This window comes from Mesorhizobium sp. WSM3873 (assembly GCF_001672445.1).
Classification (GTDB): domain Bacteria; phylum Pseudomonadota; class Alphaproteobacteria; order Rhizobiales; family Rhizobiaceae; genus Mesorhizobium.
This window is the reverse complement of the sequence record NZ_LYTM01000009.1, coordinates 89,137-104,626: the sequence shown is the minus strand read 5'-3', so window position 1 is coordinate 104,626 and position 15,490 is coordinate 89,137. Positions and strand designations below refer to the sequence as shown.

Genomic DNA, 15,490 nt, shown 5'->3' with positions numbered 1-15,490 from the left:
GGCAATGTGAGGACGTGGCCCGGATGGCGACGTCCACTTGATGGGAAATGAGAAAGATCATGCGCCGCAGCTTCTTTTGCATCGACGCCCACACCTGCGGCAATCCGGTCCGGCTCGTCGCCTGCGGCGGCCCCTTGCTGCCGCACGCTCCGATCGCCGAGCGGCGCGAGTTGTTCATGCGCGAGCATGACTGGATCAGGCGAGCGCTGATGTTCGAGCCGCGCGGACACGACATCATGTCGGGCGCCATCATCTATCCGGCCTACCGCGAGGACTGCGATTTCGCCGTCATCTTCATCGAGGTCAGCGGCTGCCTGCCCATGTGCGGCGCCGGCACGATCGGACTGGTGACGGCGGCGCTCGAAGAAGGGCTCGTCACGCCGCGCGTCCCGGGCAAGCTCTCGATCGAGACGCCGGCAGGAAGGGTCGACATCGAGTATGACAAGCCGGGCGCCTTCGTCGAAAGCGTGCGCATGTTCAACGTCGCGAGCTACCTGCATGCCGCCGATGTCGGCGTCGATCTACCTGGTCTCGGCCGGCTCGTCGTCGACATCGCCTATGGCGGCAATTTCTACGCGGTGGTCGAGCCGCAACAGAACTGGCACGGTCTGGACGGCATGTCGGCCAGCGACATCGTCGAGCTCAGCCGGCGGCTGCGCGACGCGCTGGCGCCTAACTGCGATCCAATCCATCCGGAGGATGACAGGATACGCGGCGTGCATCATGCCATCTGGTGCGACGGGCCTTCAGGCGATGGCGACGGCCGCGGCGCGGTGTTTTACGGCGACAAGGCGATCGACCGATCGCCGGGCGGCACCGGAACGTCGGCGCGCATGGCGCAACTGCATGGCAAGGGCCGCCTGAAGGTCGGCGAGACGTTCCGTCAGGAGAGCCTGATCGGCACGGTGTTCAAGGGCCGCGTCGAGGTGGAAACTAACATCGGTCCGTTCAAGGGCATCAAGCCGAGCATCGACGCCTGGGCGCAGATCATCGGCCACAATACGATCTTCGTCGACGATCGCGATCCGCTCGCGCATGGGTTCCAGATCCGCTGACGGCAAGCGGACACAAGCGCCGGCATGGCTAACCGCCTGGGCCCTACCCCAGGCCAGGCCCGACCCAGGCTGGCACCATCGCGCGACATTGTTGCGGCGAGATGCCGTTGAACGCCCGGAAGCACTTTGCAAAGTGCGAGGCGGATATGAAGCCGCACGCCATGGCGATATCGATGATGGGCAAGCGCGTCCCTTCGATCAGGCGCTTGGCATGGTCTGTGCGTATCCGCAGATAGTGCCGCACTGGCGGCACCTCGATATGAGCAGCAAACAAGCGTTCGAGTTGGCGCCGTGACACTCCGGCCCGATGTGCAACCTCATCCATGGAGAGCGGAAATTCCACATTCTCTTCCATGATCCGCATCGCCATCACGAGCTTGTCGCTCACCCCGGCGAAGGCAAGACCGGTCGGGCCGGTCTGCCGGTTTGAGCCTGAGCGCTGGCCCTCTACGGTCGCATGCCGGCACACCTCTTGCGCGATGTACCCGCCGGCATGACTGCCGATCAGATCGATCGCGAGGTCGAAGGCCGCCAGCTCGCCGGCGCAAGTTGAATATTGTCCGTCTTTGACGAACAGGGAGTCTCGTATTCGCGGCTGATTGAAAACTTCGGAAAATGCGGCGAGCCGAGACCAGTGGATCGTACAACGCGTTCCTGCAAGCAGACCGGTCTGCGCCAGCAGCCATGTCGCCGTTCCAACCGCCGATATCGAAACGCCGCGACGTGCAATCGTGCGCAGAAATCCATTAAGTTGTGGGGTCAGTTGCCGTTCGACCGGTTCGCCCGCCAATATCGCGAGCTGGTCCGGCTTGCGATCGTCCGATTTGCAACCCAGCTCATCGATTGTTGCATCGACTGCAATGGAGAGGGCGTTCGCACCCTCCACGGGCCGAGCGTCCACTCCCGCGATCCGCCAGCGGAACAGTGGCAAGCGCGATATCGTATTGGCGATGCGAAACGGTTCGATATAGGCGTGGAGCGCCAGATGCGAGAAGCCGGGCAACACCAGAACCACCAGGTCGAAGGGCCTGTCGGCGATCGCCGAAATCTCCGGCGTGGCGCAAGACTTCATGGCCCTTATGTTCGCGGACGCGTTCATCAGGCGCCGTAGATGCCGATTGGCTTGCCGGACGTTCCGGGCTCGGGGGTCACGCTCAGTATTCCTCGTTCAGCGCATCGACCGCGGGGATCTCGCGCGAGCGTCGGTCGATGTAGGCGCGCAGCTCCTCGTCTTTCGCTATATCGAGCGTGGGCTCTTCGTATTCGGCCAGAAGCCTGCGGGCATGCTCGAGTGCCCGCTGTTTGATGTCCTTGGCGCCGTCCGCGTACCACTGCTCGATCGAGTTGTTGTCGAACAGCTTCGGGATGAAGAAGGCCCGCTCGAAATTCGCCTGCGTATGCGGATGGCCAAGATAATGGCCGCCCGGCCCGACGTCACGCACGGCAGCCAGGGCCTCATCGAAGTCGTCCCACTGGATTCCCTGCGTCATCCGATAACCCATCGAGCAGACCTCGGCATCGACGACGAACTTCGCGATCGAGCAGTGCATGCCGGCTTCGTTCCATCCCGCCGAATGCCAGATGTAGTTCGCGCCCGACATCAGCACCGCCATCATGGTCATCGCGCTCTCATAGCCGGATTGAGCATCGAAGACCTTGGCACCGCCGAGCAGGTTGGACGTGCGCCAAGGCACGTTGTAGCGGCGCGCCATCTGGCCAATCATGAAGTTCATCAGCGATATCTCCGGCGTCCCAGCCATCGGGGCGCCGGATTGCATCGAGACCGTAGACAGATAGTGCCCGTAGATCGCCGGGCAGCCTTTGCGGATCACTTGGGTATAGGCGAGCGCGGAGAGCGCCTCGGCATTGAGCTGCGCGACAGCGGCGGCTGTGGAGGCCGGTGTATTGGCGCCGCCCAGAACGAAGGGCGAGCACAGCACCGGCTGGTTGCGCCTGCAGAAGGCGCGCATGGCGCCGAGCATCACCTGGTCCCAGACCAGCGGCGAATTGCCGTTGCAATTGCCCGTCGCGACCGAGTGTGTCTCCAGGAAGCCTTCGCCGAACAAGATCTCGCACATGTCGAGCACGTCCTCGGCATTCTTGGGCGAAGTCGTCATGCCCATGAACATCTTGTCGGAATGCTTCATCGACGAGTAGGTGATGTGCAGGTGCCGATGCGCGACCACGATGTCCATCGGCTCGACGATGTGGTGCGCCGATGAATGCAGCGCCGGCATCATGTGGGCCAGCTTGTGAAAGGTCCCGAGATCCGCGATCGTCGGGCCGCGCCTGACATCATCGAGGTCGCGCATGTAGGGCGCACCGGTCATCGGCACGAAGATCGACTTCGGCCCGCCGAGCTCGACATTTTTCGCCGGGTCGCGGGCGAAGTACTCGATCCTGGAGGGAATGGTCTTGATGAGTTCCATGACCAGGCCGCGGTCGAGATGAACACGGTCGTCGGCTCTGACCTCGGCGCCGGCCCTCTTCCAATCCTCGATCGCGATCGGGTCGCGAAACACGACGCCCACGTCTTCGAGGATCGCGAGGGAAGCCTCATGAATACGCTCGACCTGCTCGGCATCCATCGGCTCCACAACCGGCAGGCCGCGCTTCAGCGTCGGCAGCATGTCGATCTTCGGTGCCGTGCGGATGGTCCGTCGCGCCTCCCGCCCACCTCTACGAGAAACTTGCAATTGAGCAGTCATGGCGGTCTCCGAGAAAAAACTTTGCAACCCTTGTGAGCTGGCGGAACTATTGCCGAAACGGGGAGATTTCACCTACTGCAAAAGTCTCACGCGCCTGTTGAGCAAAAGCGCGTAAAGGCCGAAGCTCCAGTGCTGAACAGCCGTCGCCGTCCGACGGTCACGACGCAGGCTTCGGGCCTGGTCGAGCTTGTCCCTAGTCGCGTGGTGAGCCTGTAACGGATTGCCGAACTTCCGGCTTTACGAGACCGGCAGCGGAAGTTTCTTTGTGCGGCCGCCGTCGATGACGCAGACCTGACCGGTGACGAAGGCGCTTTCTTCCGAAGCTAGCCAGACCGCGAGGTTTCCGACGTCCGTTGGCTGGCCGAGACGCCGGACTGGATGCATGACAAGCAGTTCCCTGCGGACGCGGTCGCTGTCGGTCATGCTGTCGATGTAGACCTCGCTGAGGTCTGAATTGATCCAGCCCGGCGCGATGGCATTGCAGCGGATACCCTCATGCCCATGGTCCACGGCGACCGCTGCCGTGAAGCCGTGGATGCCCGCTTTCGAGGCCGAATACGCGGGATGCCCCGGATTGGACGCCAGCCCTTCGATCGAGCCGATGTTGACGATGCTTGCACCGCCGCGCTTGCGAAGATGCGGCATTGCCGCTTTCGTCAGGAGGAACGGAGCCTTCAGATTGATGTCCATCATCTGGTCCCAATCTGCCTCGGTCATCTCGTCGACCGTCTTCTCGAACATGATGCCGGCGTTGTTGACCAGGATATCCAGCCCGCCAAGCCGCTCAACGACGGTCTCGACGGCCGAGGCAATGTCCTGGGAATTCGAAAGATCGGCTTTCACATAAATGGTGCGCTCGTTGAGGATTTCGTCGGGCGGGGCATTTCGCTGGACAATGGCGACTTTTGCCCCCTCCTCGACAAAGCGCTGGGTAATGCCGGCACCGATGCCGCGTCCGCCGCCGGTGATGATTGCAATCTTGCCTGCCAATCTGTCGGCCATGTGTATCCTCAATAGACAGGCTTTGCGCCGTTGACTTCGACGGTCGTGCCCGCGACGTAGCGAGCGGCGTCGGAACTCAGAAAATCGACCACCTCGGCGATATCTTCCGGCTCGGCGATACGGCCGAGCGGCACGGACCTGTTGAGCTCTGCAATGGCGGTGTCGGGATTGAAACCGCGCTTGGCGAAGCCGGTGCGCAGCATCGGCGTGTTGACCTCGTTCGGGCACACCGCGTTGACCCTTATCCCATCGCCGGCATGATCGCGGCCGAGGCACTTCGAGAATGCCGCCACGGCCGCCTTGCTGGTGCAGTAGGCCGCGTGGCCAGGCCCGGGGTAAAGTCCCCAGCAGGATGCGATGTTCACGATCGCGCCGCCGCCGCGGCCCTTCATGTGACCGATGGCTTGCCTGCACGTATAGAAGATCGACTTCAGGTTGATGTCGAATGTCCGCTCCCAGTCGTCGTCGGTCGTCTCGAGGATGTTTCCGCGGGTGATGACGCCGGCGTTGTTGACAAGCACGTCCAGACGCCCTGTGGCCTGGATGGAATGGTCGATCAAATCCTCGCAATAGGCCTTGTTGCGGAGATCGCCGACCTTGCTCCAGACATTCTTTTCGCCTCCGTTGAGCTCGACCCCGAGCCTGTCCAGCCCAGCCTGGTCGGCGTCGCCGGCAATCACACGATAGCCGTTGGCAATGAACTGTCTGCAGATCGCTTGCCCAATGCCTCCGGCCGCGCCCGTTATCACGACCGTCTTCTTCGCAGTATCAGTCATTGCTCGAGCCATCTTCCTAGGGGAGAGTTCAGTGCATATTCTCGAAACCGCCGCCGAAGGCCAGCGGCGCGGGCCTGCAAAAGACTCACCTCCTTGTTGAGTTGCGCGGCGCCAGAACTCGTACGGAGGCAGCGCGCAGAAAAATCATTCGCACGCTTTGACGGTATTGACGGCAGGTGCCTCATGGCAGCGGTGTCGGACGCTGATTGGAAGGCGTCGCGGTAGGCGGGGCTGGGCGGATTGGATTCTCCTATGGTCCGCCGCAAAGGGTTGGGGATCGCCGCCATAGCTGTCGAAACACCGCTATCGCATCGGCTGCAGGCAGTTTCGGACAAGTCGGGCCTCTCTTGCTCAGGCTGTCGCGCTGCGCGATCATCGAAGTGTTGAGAGTTTGGACATGGTTCGCCGCTATTACGACCTGCCGTCATTGACCGCGTTGGCGGTTTTCGAGGCATCCGCCCGGCACCTGTCGTTCAAGCTGGCGGCTGCGGAACTGAACGTCACTCCCGGCGCCGTGAGCCGACAGATCAAAGCGATCGAGGACGAGCTCGGAGTGCCGCTCTTTACCCGCCTGGGCACCGGCGTGGCGCTGACAAGCGCAGGCGAAGATCTTTATGGCGTGCTGGCCAGCGGCTTTTCGCGAGCCGCCGACATTGTCCGAAATGTGAAGCGCGGCGATCGTTCGAAGAACGTTACCCTGGCTTGCTCGGATGCGCTGGCATCGATGTGGCTGATCCCGCGCATGCCGGTCTTCTGGACGCGGCACCCTGACATTTCCGTTGATCACCTGATCTCGGACAATCCTCGCGACTATCGCCGCGCCGAGGTCGAATTGCGCATCCGCTACGGATTTGGGTCGTGGCCTGACGAAACCGCCGAGTTGCTTTTCGACGAGACCATCTATCCGGTTTGCGGGCCGGGCTTTGCGAGCAGCCATCGCGATGCAACGGCGGACTCGCTGGCTGACTTGCCACTGCTGCATGTTGATTGGGTTGATCCTGATTGGGCCGGCTGGGACGAAGTTTTGCGACGCGCCGGCGTGCCCCACGGTTCGACCAGAGGTCGGCGCTTCGGCAAGTTTTTCGTGGCGCTGCAGGCCGCCCAGGCCGACCAGGGCGTTGCGGTTGGCTGGCACCGCCTGGTCAACGCGCAGGTCGACGAAGGCAAGCTGGTCAGATTGACCGATCTCGAACTGCCGGCGCCCGGCGGCTACTATCTCACCTGGAATGACAATCGTAAGCTTTCCCCCGCTGCAGAGAGCCTGCGCAGCTGGATCCGGGAAGTGGCGGCAGAGGAACGAGCGAGCTAGAGCTCGCCGCCGCAGCCTCGGCCAAGCGTCGGCGGACTGGGCGCGAAGTGTCGGCCACAACACCATATTCGTCGACGACCGCGATCCGTTGGCCCACGGATTCCAGATCAGGCAGGCGCTTGCTTCGATGCCTTGTCGTGGCCTCGGTCGTCCGAATGGCCGAGCATGCGAAGCGCACGGCCGATATTTACCTAAGCTGGCCAGTCTGGCCATCGTCCTTAGGGATGCGTTCCAATTGTATTAGCATTGGCGCATATTTCTATCAGCCGGTGCCCTCTTAGCGAAGTCCCCGTACTAGGTCCCCGCCGGTTAGGCCCGGTGGCCCTTGCCTTTCGCCACCAAACCCACAAGGGCTCCGGGCCGCTCCCGTGTCAGGGTGCCGACAGACCGCGCCGATGCGGTAAACTCTCCTTGCACTTGCCAGGACCGGGCTAGGCGACGCGAGCCGCATGCGGCTTCAGCATCGTGGCGAGCACGATGCCGGCGACGATGAAGGCGGCGCCGATAAGATCGTAGTCATGCAGGCTCTCGCCGAGCAGCAGATAGGCGAGGATGGCGACGAACATCGTCTGCAGATAGAGCAGCATGCTCGCCCGGCTGGCGCCGAGCGTCGCCACGCTGCGATTGTAGAGATAGTACATCAGGGCGCCGCCCGGGCCCGCCAGATAGGCGAGCGCGAGCCAGCCATGGGCGTTCAAGGCGGAGCGCTCGTCGTTGACCAGTTCCCACAGATGCAAAGGCAGGGCGACGAGCGCGCCGGCGCCGAGCAGGAGCACCACCAGCGGCAACAGCTCGATGCCGAATTTGGACCGACGCACCAGCACGGTGTAGAGCGCCCAGCAGAACGCGCTGCCGACGATCCACAATTCGCCCAGGTTGAACTGTAGCTGAAGCAGCGCCGTCAGGTCGCCATGCGCGACGATCACCAGCATGCCGGCGAGCGCAACCACCGCGCCGAGCGCCTGCCAAAGCCCGAGCGGCTCGCCGAGCACGAAACGCGCGAGCACCATCGTCATGACCGGAGACAGCGCCATGATGATGCCGGCCGTGGTCGCGTCGGTGTCGGCGAGGCCGCGGTAGATCATGCCCTGGCAGAGCGTCAGGCCGATCGCTCCGGCGGCGGCGATCTCCAGCGGCCGGGATTTGACAAGCGCGATCATCGCGCCGTGATGGCGATGCACGATCGGCAGCAGGATGGCGCAGGCGAGCGCAAGCCGCCAGAAGCAGAGTCCCCAGGGCGGCATTTCCGGCGCTACCCATTTGGCCGCGATATAGACGCCGGCCGACAGCAGCCAGCACAGCACCGCGGCCGGATAGCCGGAGAGCGAAGGTACCGAGGCGGCGGCGGACTGTTCCGCCGGATGAGCTATCGGCACCGCCTGCATGTCATGCCCCCGTTCAAAGAACGTCAGCGCCCAAGGATGGCGGCAATATATCTCAATCCCTGGCCGTCACATATATGCGCTTCCATGGACAGCGGCGGCTAAGATGCTTCGCTCTGGCTGGATGTGCTTCGGCGCCGCTACCGCATGCGCCCGCCACCGGAGCCATGCATGAACGACTGCAGCTCGTCCAGGTCGAGGCTGCCGTCGCCATCCTCGTCGGCGGCGTTGAAGATCCTGCCGACGATATCCTGAACTTCGCCCTGCGACAGTGCGCCGTCGCCGTCGGCATCCACTATCGCGAACATGACCTGCATACGGGCGCGGTGCATCATGCGCGGTCCCATCCGATCAGGCCTGCCAGCCATTCTGTCGCCGTCGCGCCGCGCTTGTCTGTCTTCGGGGTGCCAACGTCCGCCATGCCGGGGTCCCTGTTCAGCCGAACGATCTTCCTGCAGCTTCTCCTGGAGCGCGTCGTCGATCATCTGGCGGATCATCTCGCGCGTCGAACCTGCGGGTTGAGCATTGGCTTCCGGTGTCGCGGTCGGTCCGGGCTTCTGCGGAATCGGCGTGGGCTCCGGCGCAGCACTTGTCTGGGCAAGGACCGGGAAGCTCATGAATAGCAAGGCAGCAGCGGCGGCTGTAGTTCTGTACGGAAGTTTCATCGGGTTCTCCCTTGAGCTGTGACTGTCTCTCAAACTGAGATGCACAACCAACCTGCTCTCGATCCGATGGTTCCGCGCGAAGCGCCGATGGCCCAAGAAGTGTTTCGAGCCTGCAGAATGCCGGCGCGCTCCTAGGCGCGTGACACGGACTTCGATATCCCGCCAAGCTCCATCGCTCAATCACCTAAGAGCAATGTTTCGCGCTGCCGACGGCAGCAGGCTCTCGGTGCCGGACGCGGAAATCGGGGCGCCGTGAAGAACCCAGTCGGCCGCGATCTGCCCGATCACCGGGGCCAGCTGAATGCCGTAGCCGCCGGCGCCGGCGGCGGTCACCAATGTCGGCTCGGAAGCATCGATCGGGCCGACGAAGGGGCGATGGTCCGCGGACACGGGGTAAAGGCCGGCCCAACCCCGGCCAAGCCGCGCGCCCGGCAGGTCGGGCAGCCGCTCGAGGAGAAGCTCCGCCAGTCTGACCTTCGATCGTTCGTCGCACTGGTCGTTGTAGTTGTCGGGATCCTCCGGCGCGAGCGAGTCCACCTTGTGGATCTCGGCGATCAGTTCGGTGCTTTTCTCATGGCGGAAATTGAGGCCGCTTCCCTCGCCATTCACCAGATCCATGACCATCGGCATCGTGTAGCCGAGCGGCTCGTCGAGATGGATGACGACCGCCTCGTGACGCTCGGGCCAAATGTGCAGACACTGGCCGAAGAGTTCGGCGACCTGCGGCGCCCAGGCTCCTGCCGCATTGACCACGACATCGCAATCGATCGGATAGCCGCTGGTCTCCAGCGTGTAGGCGCGCGCTCGCCGCCTTACCCCGAGCAGCTTGCGATACTGGCGGATTTCGCCGCCCTCTGCGCGGACCGTCTGCGCCAGGAAAGTGCACATCTCGTGAGGGTCGAGAAAGCCATTGTCGGGCCCGAACAGCCCACCCTCCAGGCCATCCGGGTCGATATGCGGCACGAGTTCCGTGAGTTCGTTCGCACGATAGAGTCGCGAGCGCAGGCCGGCCGCTTCCTGAATTTCTACCGACTTTGCAAACAGTTCCATCTGCTTCTTCGTGCGCGCCAGCCGCAGGTAGCCGATATGGTTGAAGCCAAGCCCCTGGCTCTCCCATTGGCGGAAGCGGCGCAACGCATGAACGCGAAGCATGATCTCGAACGGATCGGTGAATTGCGATCCGACCACGCCGACCGACCTGCCGCTCGATCCGGAGGCGATCGACTGGCCTTCGAGCACGGTCACGCGCGCGCCCTGTTCGACAAGGTGGAGGGCCGAGCACAAACCCAACGTGCCGGCGCCGATCACCACCACATGAGGAGAAGCTGTCATCCGTGATCCTCCTGTCGGCCTGTCTCAGGACTGGCGAGCGATCTCGCCCAGGGTCTCGTCGATCGCCTGCAGAATGGCGCGGGCGTCCGCCTCGGTCATCGGTGTCGACAGCGCGAACAGGCCATAGCTGGCCGACAAGACGCCGCGGCCAAGCAAGCCCTTGTGGAAGGCATCGAGCTTCCTGCGTTCGGCCTGGCCCGGATAGACGGACCGGTAATCCGTGACCGGATGCGACGTGAAATGGACCTTGAAGAGCGAGCCCAGGCCGACGCATTGGCCGGCAAGACCATGCTTGCCCAATGAGGCCGCGATCCCGTCGCGCAACAACGCGCCGAGGCGATCGAGGTGGGCAAAGCTTTCCCTGGTCAGCGCCCGCATCGCGGCAAGCCCGGCGCGCATCGTCACCGGATTGGCGGTGAAGGTGCCGCCATGCGGCAAAGCGGGCTTGCCCTGGGTCGGATCGAACACCGCCATGATGTCGGCCCGGCCGCCGACGGCACCCACGGGAAAGCCTCCGCCGATGATCTTGCCCAGCGCCGTCAGGTCGGGCTGGATGCCCCACAGCCCCTGCGCGCCCGAATATCCGAGGCGGAAGGAAATCACCTCGTCGAAGATGACCAGGGCACCCGCCGCATGGGCGATCTCGACCATGGCGCGCAGGTAATCCTGCCGCGCAGGAATGAGACCGGCGCGGTTCGGCATGGGATCGATCAGCACGCCGGCGATGGTATTGCGCTCAGCGGCGAAGACCGCGCGCAGCGCTTCGCTGTCGTTGAAGGGCACGGCGATCACATCGTCCAGCACCCCGCGCGGCGTGCCCCTCGCATAGGGCGTGGAATTCGGCATGTCTCCCCAATTGGCGGGAGTACTGTCAAGGCTGACTTCGGCGAAGTCGTAGGAGCCGTGATAGGCGCCCTCGATCTTGACGATCTTCGGCCGCCCGGTGAAGGCGCGCGCGGCCTTGATGGCCATCATCACCCCCTCGGTCCCGGAGTTGGCGAAGCGGATCCGGTCGACCGAGGACAACCGCTCGACCAGCAGCTCGGCAAGCTCGATCTCGCTGACCGTCGGCGCACCGAAGGCCGTGCCGAACGGCAGCTGGTCGATCACCGCGGCGGCCACATCCGGTTGCGTGTAGCCATGGATCATCGAGGTGAAATTGTTGATGCAGTCGTAATAGACGTTGCCGTCCACATCCCAGACCCTGCACCCCTCGCCGCGCGAGGCATAGATCGGAAACGGATCGACAAAGACCGTGGTGCGCGTGTTCCCGCCCGGCATCACCTTCTTGGCACGTTCGAACAGGGTCTTGGACAGGGGCATTGCGTCTGGATAGTGCGGCATGGTTCTCCGAAGCGAATTGGGGGAGCGAAGCGGAGCTGCAGCGGAAGCTGGAGTCGTTCACCCGGTGAGGATCGTATGGCTCGCCCCCGAATGTCCGCAAGCGGCCAGCCCGGCCAAGCAACGCGGGCCACAGATATCGTTTTCGCGGCATCGAGCTGCCAGGCGCGGCCCGAGCAACAAAGCGGTCAGGTCGGGAACATGCCGATCCTGCCTGGCCGCCGGTGGCTACACAAATTCGCGGGCAAAGCTGCCCGCGCTCAGAAGCGCGCGCCGCCCGGCGCTCAATTGCGCATTCCAGACCGGCCAGGCATGGATCATATGCGGCCAGATTTCGAGGCGTGCCTCGACGTCCGCTATGCCGGCGGCCTCGGCGAGCCGCGTCGCGTCCGACAGCAGCGTTTCGGCGGAACCGACCTGGATCAGCATTGGAGGAAATCCGGTCAGATCGGCAAACAAGGGCGAGATCAGCGGATCGCGCCGGTCCACACCATGGGGAACATAGGCGCCCGCCAGTTCCTCCAGATAGGCCCGGTGGATGATGGGGTCGATCGTATCCTTGGCTGACAATGTCGTGCCGGACATCGAAAGATCCGTCCAGGGCGAGACCAGCCAAAGGCAGCCCGGCAACCGCTCGCCCGCCGCGCGCAACCGGCCGACCAGTGACAGGCTGAGATTGCCGCCGGCACTGTCTCCGCCGACAACGATACGATCCGGCGCGATCCCTTGCTCGGCGAGGAAGCGCCACGCCGCGAGCGCGTCTTCGTGCTGCGCGGGAAAGGGATGTTCCGGGGCGCGCCGATAGCCGACCGCAAGCGTGCGCATTCTCATTGCCCGGCCGGCCTCTGTTACCATTCGACGATGGCTTTTGATTGAGCCGGAGCAGTAACCGCCACCATGGAAGAAGAGCAGCACCTTGTCGGTGTCGGACCCGGGCGCCAAGGACCACTCGGACGCGAGGTCGTTGAAAGTCACCGCCTCGCATCGGATATCGGCCGCGACCGGCGAGGAGGAGCCGACCTCGTCGAGCCGCGCCCGGCGTTCGTCCCAGCCCACCGGCCGCGGCTTCGACGCCAGCAAGGCGCGAATTGCGTTGATTTCCTTTAGATCGAGGTTTTCGCCCGCACCGCTCATTTCTACGCCCCACGACCAAGCGCGCCGCCACTAGTAGCGCTTTGAGCTTTGGCAACGGAAGTCGTTGGGATAGTCGCTGGATGTGTCAAGCTGCGTCAGCGAATTCGCGCATGGACTATTTGAATTGATCGGCATGGCACGGCGCGAGCAGAACCCTATTGTGTTTGTGTTAGCTGCAAACCACGCGGAGACGAACGTGACCCTGACCAACCGAGACCTGGTCGAGCTGACGGAATGGCGGCGCAAGCTGCATCGGCAGCCGGAAATCTCCAACGAAGAGGAGAAGACGGCGAAGGAGGTCGTCGACTTCCTCGCCGATACCGGGCCCGACAAGGTACTGACCGGGCTCGGCGGCCATGGCGTGGCGGCGGTCTATGACAGCGGGCAAGCCGGGCCGACGGTGCTGTTTCGGTCCGAGCTCGACGCGCTGCCGATCCACGAGCTTTCGGGCGTCGCGCATGCCTCACAGGTGCCGGGCAAGTCGCATATGTGCGGCCATGACGGGCACACAGCGATCCTGGCTGCGCTCGGCCGCCAGTTCGGGCGCCAAAGGCCGGCGCGCGGCCGCGTGGTGCTGATGTTCCAGCCGGCGGAAGAGACCGGCAATGGCGCGGCCGGCGTCGTCGCCGATCCACGCTTTTCCGAGATCCAGCCTGACTTCGCCTTCTCGCTGCACAATCTGCCGCGCGTGCCGTTCGGCGAAGTGCGGCTCAAACCCGGCGTGGTGAACTGCGCCTCGCGCGGCATGCGGATCGTGCTCGAAGGCAAGACTGCGCATTCCTCCATGCCCGAAACCGGCAGCTCGCCGATGCTGGCGGTGAGTGAGCTGATGCCTCAATTGCCGGCGCTCGGGCGCGGCATTTTCGCCGACGACGATTTCGCCATGGTCACCGTCACCCATTGCTCGATGGGCGAAGCGGTGTTCGGCATTGCGCCCGGCTATGCCGAGGTGTGGGCGACGCTGCGCACCCGCCGCGACGAGCGCATGGCGGAGTTGGTTGCAGCGGCGGAAGCGCTGGCGGCAAGAATCGCCGCCCAACACGGCCTTTCCGTCCGCCACAACTACCACGAGATTTTCGTGGCCAGCGTCAACGCGCCGGACGCGGTGGAGCATCTCGAGCGCGCGCTGGACGAGGAAGGCGTGTCGCGCGGCGAGGAAGCCTTGCCGATGCGCGCCTCGGAGGATTTCGGCATCTTCGGCCACAGCGCCAAGTCGGCGATGTTCTTCCTCGGCGCCGGCGAGCGCTACCCGGCGCTGCACAATCCCGACTACGATTTCCCGGACGACCTGATCCCGATCGGTTCGAAGATCTTCATGCGCGCGGCGCGCAATCTGCTGGGGTGAGCGGCTGGAAAGGAGGCGCATTCTCCGGCCGGAATTGCGTCGGAACAGAGAGACAGGGCAAGTTCACCCTTTCCCACGAAACGCTGAACTGACATGGTGCGCAGGGACGGCCGGACAGCTTTCGCCGGCGGTTTGCGTGTGCCGCGTAGCGCCCTGTATTGTTATGCCGGCTTGCCGCTTGTATGAGCGGGGAATGACCTCGATCTCCCGTCTTACCGCCCTCGTGCTGCTGGCGGCCATCACGTTTGCCACCCTCTCACCCGTCCAAATGCGCCCGCACCTCGGTGAGGCGAACATGGAACGCGCTCTCGCCTATGCCCTGTTCGGCCTTGTCTTGGCCTTCGGATTCCGCGCCCGCCTGATGCACGCAATGCTGTTTGTCTGCGCCGCGGCCGGCCTATTGGAATTGCTGCAGGCGGTCGATCCCGGCCGGCATGCCCGGCTCCAGGATGCGCTCGTGAAAGCGGCGGCCGGCCTCATCGGGATCGCCTTGGCGCGGATTATGTTTGGCGTCGCGAGCAGGGCCGTCGATCGTTCGGCAGGTCCGAGGATTTGAATCCCGGCACGGCAGCGCAGGCAAAAGCCGCGCGGAACCCGCTGGGGGTTCTTCGCTGGCGCGGCGCTATCGCGCGGAAAAGGTCCGTGAGGTCGGGGATCGGATCGCGACGATCATCAAAAACCAGCTGGCGCGGCACCGCCGCGAGATCGCGCCCGACCTCGATCTGGGCGATGCGGCGGCGCTCATCGAGACGCTCCTGGAGAACGTGGTCCACCGCGCCATCGAACGGCACCCGGTCAGCGTCGCCGGCGAACGCGCGATGGGCCAGTGCCGCAGGATGATCATGGCTTATCTGACGAGCGTTGACCGCCATGCCGCCTAGCGCTCACGCCGACCAGCACCACAATTTCTTCGCGCGCGAAGCCGTCACGGTGGCGCGCGCCTTGATCGGCGCGCGGCTCGGCCTCGCCGGCGTCGGCGGCATCATTGTCGAGACCGAGGCCTATCGCCCCGACGATCCGGCCTCGCACAGCTATCGCGGCCGCACGCCGCGCAACGCGCCGATGTATGGCGCCCCCGGCACGGCCTATGTCTATCGCTCCTACGGCTTGCATTGGTGCCTGAATGCGGTGTGCCTGCCGGGCAGCGCGGTGCTGATCCGCGCGATCCAGCCGCAGTCCGGCATCGCCGCCATGCGCGACAGGCGGGGAACCGACGATGACAGGCTGCTATGCTCCGGCCCGGGCAAGCTCTGCCAGGCGCTGGGCGTCGACGGCTCGCATAACGGCCTGTCGCTCATCGCGCCGCCCTTCGAGTTTTCCGCCTCGGAAACCAACGCGGCCGCTATTTTGAGCGGACGCAGGATCGGCATCACGAAGGGCGTGGAGGCGCAGTGGCGGTTCGGCCTCGGCGGATCGCCTTATGTCAGCCGGAAGTTTTGAC

Annotated in this window: 15 protein-coding genes; 6 read left to right on the top strand and 9 right to left on the bottom strand. The window is 64.1% G+C overall.

Annotated features, from left to right (window positions below):
- The first annotated feature begins 59 nt into the window (after positions 1-59).
- Positions 60-1,055, top strand: a complete 996-nt coding sequence (locus A9K71_RS08305) for a 4-hydroxyproline epimerase (RefSeq protein WP_066993211.1) — start codon at positions 60-62, stop codon at positions 1,053-1,055.
- 43 nt (positions 1,056-1,098) lie between these two features.
- On the opposite strand, the gene A9K71_RS08300 is transcribed toward A9K71_RS08305, so the two are convergent.
- From A9K71_RS08300 to A9K71_RS08285, 4 genes are all read right to left on the bottom strand, one after another.
- The gene (locus A9K71_RS08300; RefSeq protein WP_170950342.1) at positions 1,099-2,127 is read right to left on the bottom strand and encodes a GlxA family transcriptional regulator; all 1,029 of its coding nucleotides are present in this window, start codon (positions 2,125-2,127) and stop codon (positions 1,099-1,101) included.
- A gap of 82 nt (positions 2,128-2,209) precedes the next feature.
- Positions 2,210-3,763 carry a trimethylamine methyltransferase family protein gene (locus A9K71_RS08295; RefSeq protein ID WP_066993209.1) on the bottom strand — a complete coding sequence of 518 codons (1,554 nt, stop codon included), beginning with the start codon at positions 3,761-3,763 and terminating at the stop codon, positions 2,210-2,212.
- Positions 3,764-4,000: 237 nt separating this feature from the next.
- A complete protein-coding gene (locus A9K71_RS08290) occupies positions 4,001-4,765 on the bottom strand; it encodes a glucose 1-dehydrogenase (RefSeq protein ID WP_066993079.1) in 765 nt (254 codons plus the stop codon).
- Positions 4,766-4,773: 8 nt separating this feature from the next.
- The gene (locus tag A9K71_RS08285) at positions 4,774-5,541 is read right to left on the bottom strand and encodes an SDR family NAD(P)-dependent oxidoreductase (RefSeq protein ID WP_066993076.1); all 768 of its coding nucleotides are present in this window, start codon (positions 5,539-5,541) and stop codon (positions 4,774-4,776) included.
- 397 nt (positions 5,542-5,938) lie between these two features.
- Between A9K71_RS08285 and A9K71_RS08280 the strand changes: the two genes are divergently transcribed.
- Positions 5,939-6,850 carry a LysR substrate-binding domain-containing protein gene (locus tag A9K71_RS08280; RefSeq protein ID WP_066993073.1) on the top strand — a complete coding sequence of 304 codons (912 nt, stop codon included), beginning with the start codon at positions 5,939-5,941 and terminating at the stop codon, positions 6,848-6,850.
- 431 nt (positions 6,851-7,281) lie between these two features.
- On the opposite strand, the gene A9K71_RS08275 is transcribed toward A9K71_RS08280, so the two are convergent.
- The 5 genes from A9K71_RS08275 to A9K71_RS08255 all read right to left on the bottom strand — a co-directional run bounded on the left by A9K71_RS08275 (position 7,282) and on the right by A9K71_RS08255 (position 12,704).
- Entirely contained in the window at positions 7,282-8,235 is a 954-nt protein-coding gene (locus A9K71_RS08275; protein ID WP_066993070.1) for an EamA family transporter, read from the bottom strand.
- A gap of 137 nt (positions 8,236-8,372) precedes the next feature.
- Positions 8,373-8,942, bottom strand: coding sequence for an EF-hand domain-containing protein (locus tag A9K71_RS08270; protein WP_245299560.1), 570 nt, complete (start codon positions 8,940-8,942; stop codon positions 8,373-8,375).
- Between the two features lie 135 nt (positions 8,943-9,077).
- Positions 9,078-10,229, bottom strand: coding sequence for an FAD-binding oxidoreductase (locus tag A9K71_RS08265; protein ID WP_082980396.1), 1,152 nt, complete (start codon positions 10,227-10,229; stop codon positions 9,078-9,080).
- A gap of 24 nt (positions 10,230-10,253) precedes the next feature.
- Positions 10,254-11,573: an aspartate aminotransferase family protein gene (locus tag A9K71_RS08260; protein ID WP_066993064.1), complete on the bottom strand. Its 1,320-nt coding sequence runs from the start codon at positions 11,571-11,573 to the stop codon at positions 10,254-10,256.
- Positions 11,574-11,798: 225 nt separating this feature from the next.
- Positions 11,799-12,704, bottom strand: a complete 906-nt coding sequence (locus A9K71_RS08255) for an alpha/beta hydrolase (RefSeq protein WP_066993055.1) — start codon at positions 12,702-12,704, stop codon at positions 11,799-11,801.
- Between the two features lie 196 nt (positions 12,705-12,900).
- Here A9K71_RS08255 and A9K71_RS08250 point away from each other — a divergent pair, with 196 nt between their 5' ends.
- The 4 genes from A9K71_RS08250 (at position 12,901) to A9K71_RS08235 (ending at position 15,489) form a co-directional block, all read left to right on the top strand.
- Positions 12,901-14,049, top strand: coding sequence for an amidohydrolase (locus A9K71_RS08250; protein ID WP_066993053.1), 1,149 nt, complete (start codon positions 12,901-12,903; stop codon positions 14,047-14,049).
- Between the two features lie 193 nt (positions 14,050-14,242).
- Positions 14,243-14,605, top strand: coding sequence for a VanZ family protein (locus A9K71_RS08245; RefSeq protein WP_066993051.1), 363 nt, complete (start codon positions 14,243-14,245; stop codon positions 14,603-14,605).
- Positions 14,556-14,930: a hypothetical protein gene (locus tag A9K71_RS08240; RefSeq protein WP_066993043.1), complete on the top strand. Its 375-nt coding sequence runs from the start codon at positions 14,556-14,558 to the stop codon at positions 14,928-14,930. The genes A9K71_RS08245 and A9K71_RS08240 overlap by 50 nt, the downstream gene beginning before the upstream one ends.
- A complete protein-coding gene (locus A9K71_RS08235) occupies positions 14,920-15,489 on the top strand; it encodes a DNA-3-methyladenine glycosylase (protein WP_066993040.1) in 570 nt (189 codons plus the stop codon). Before A9K71_RS08240 ends, A9K71_RS08235 begins: the two co-directional genes overlap by 11 nt.
- The last annotated feature ends 1 nt before the right edge of the window (position 15,490 follow it).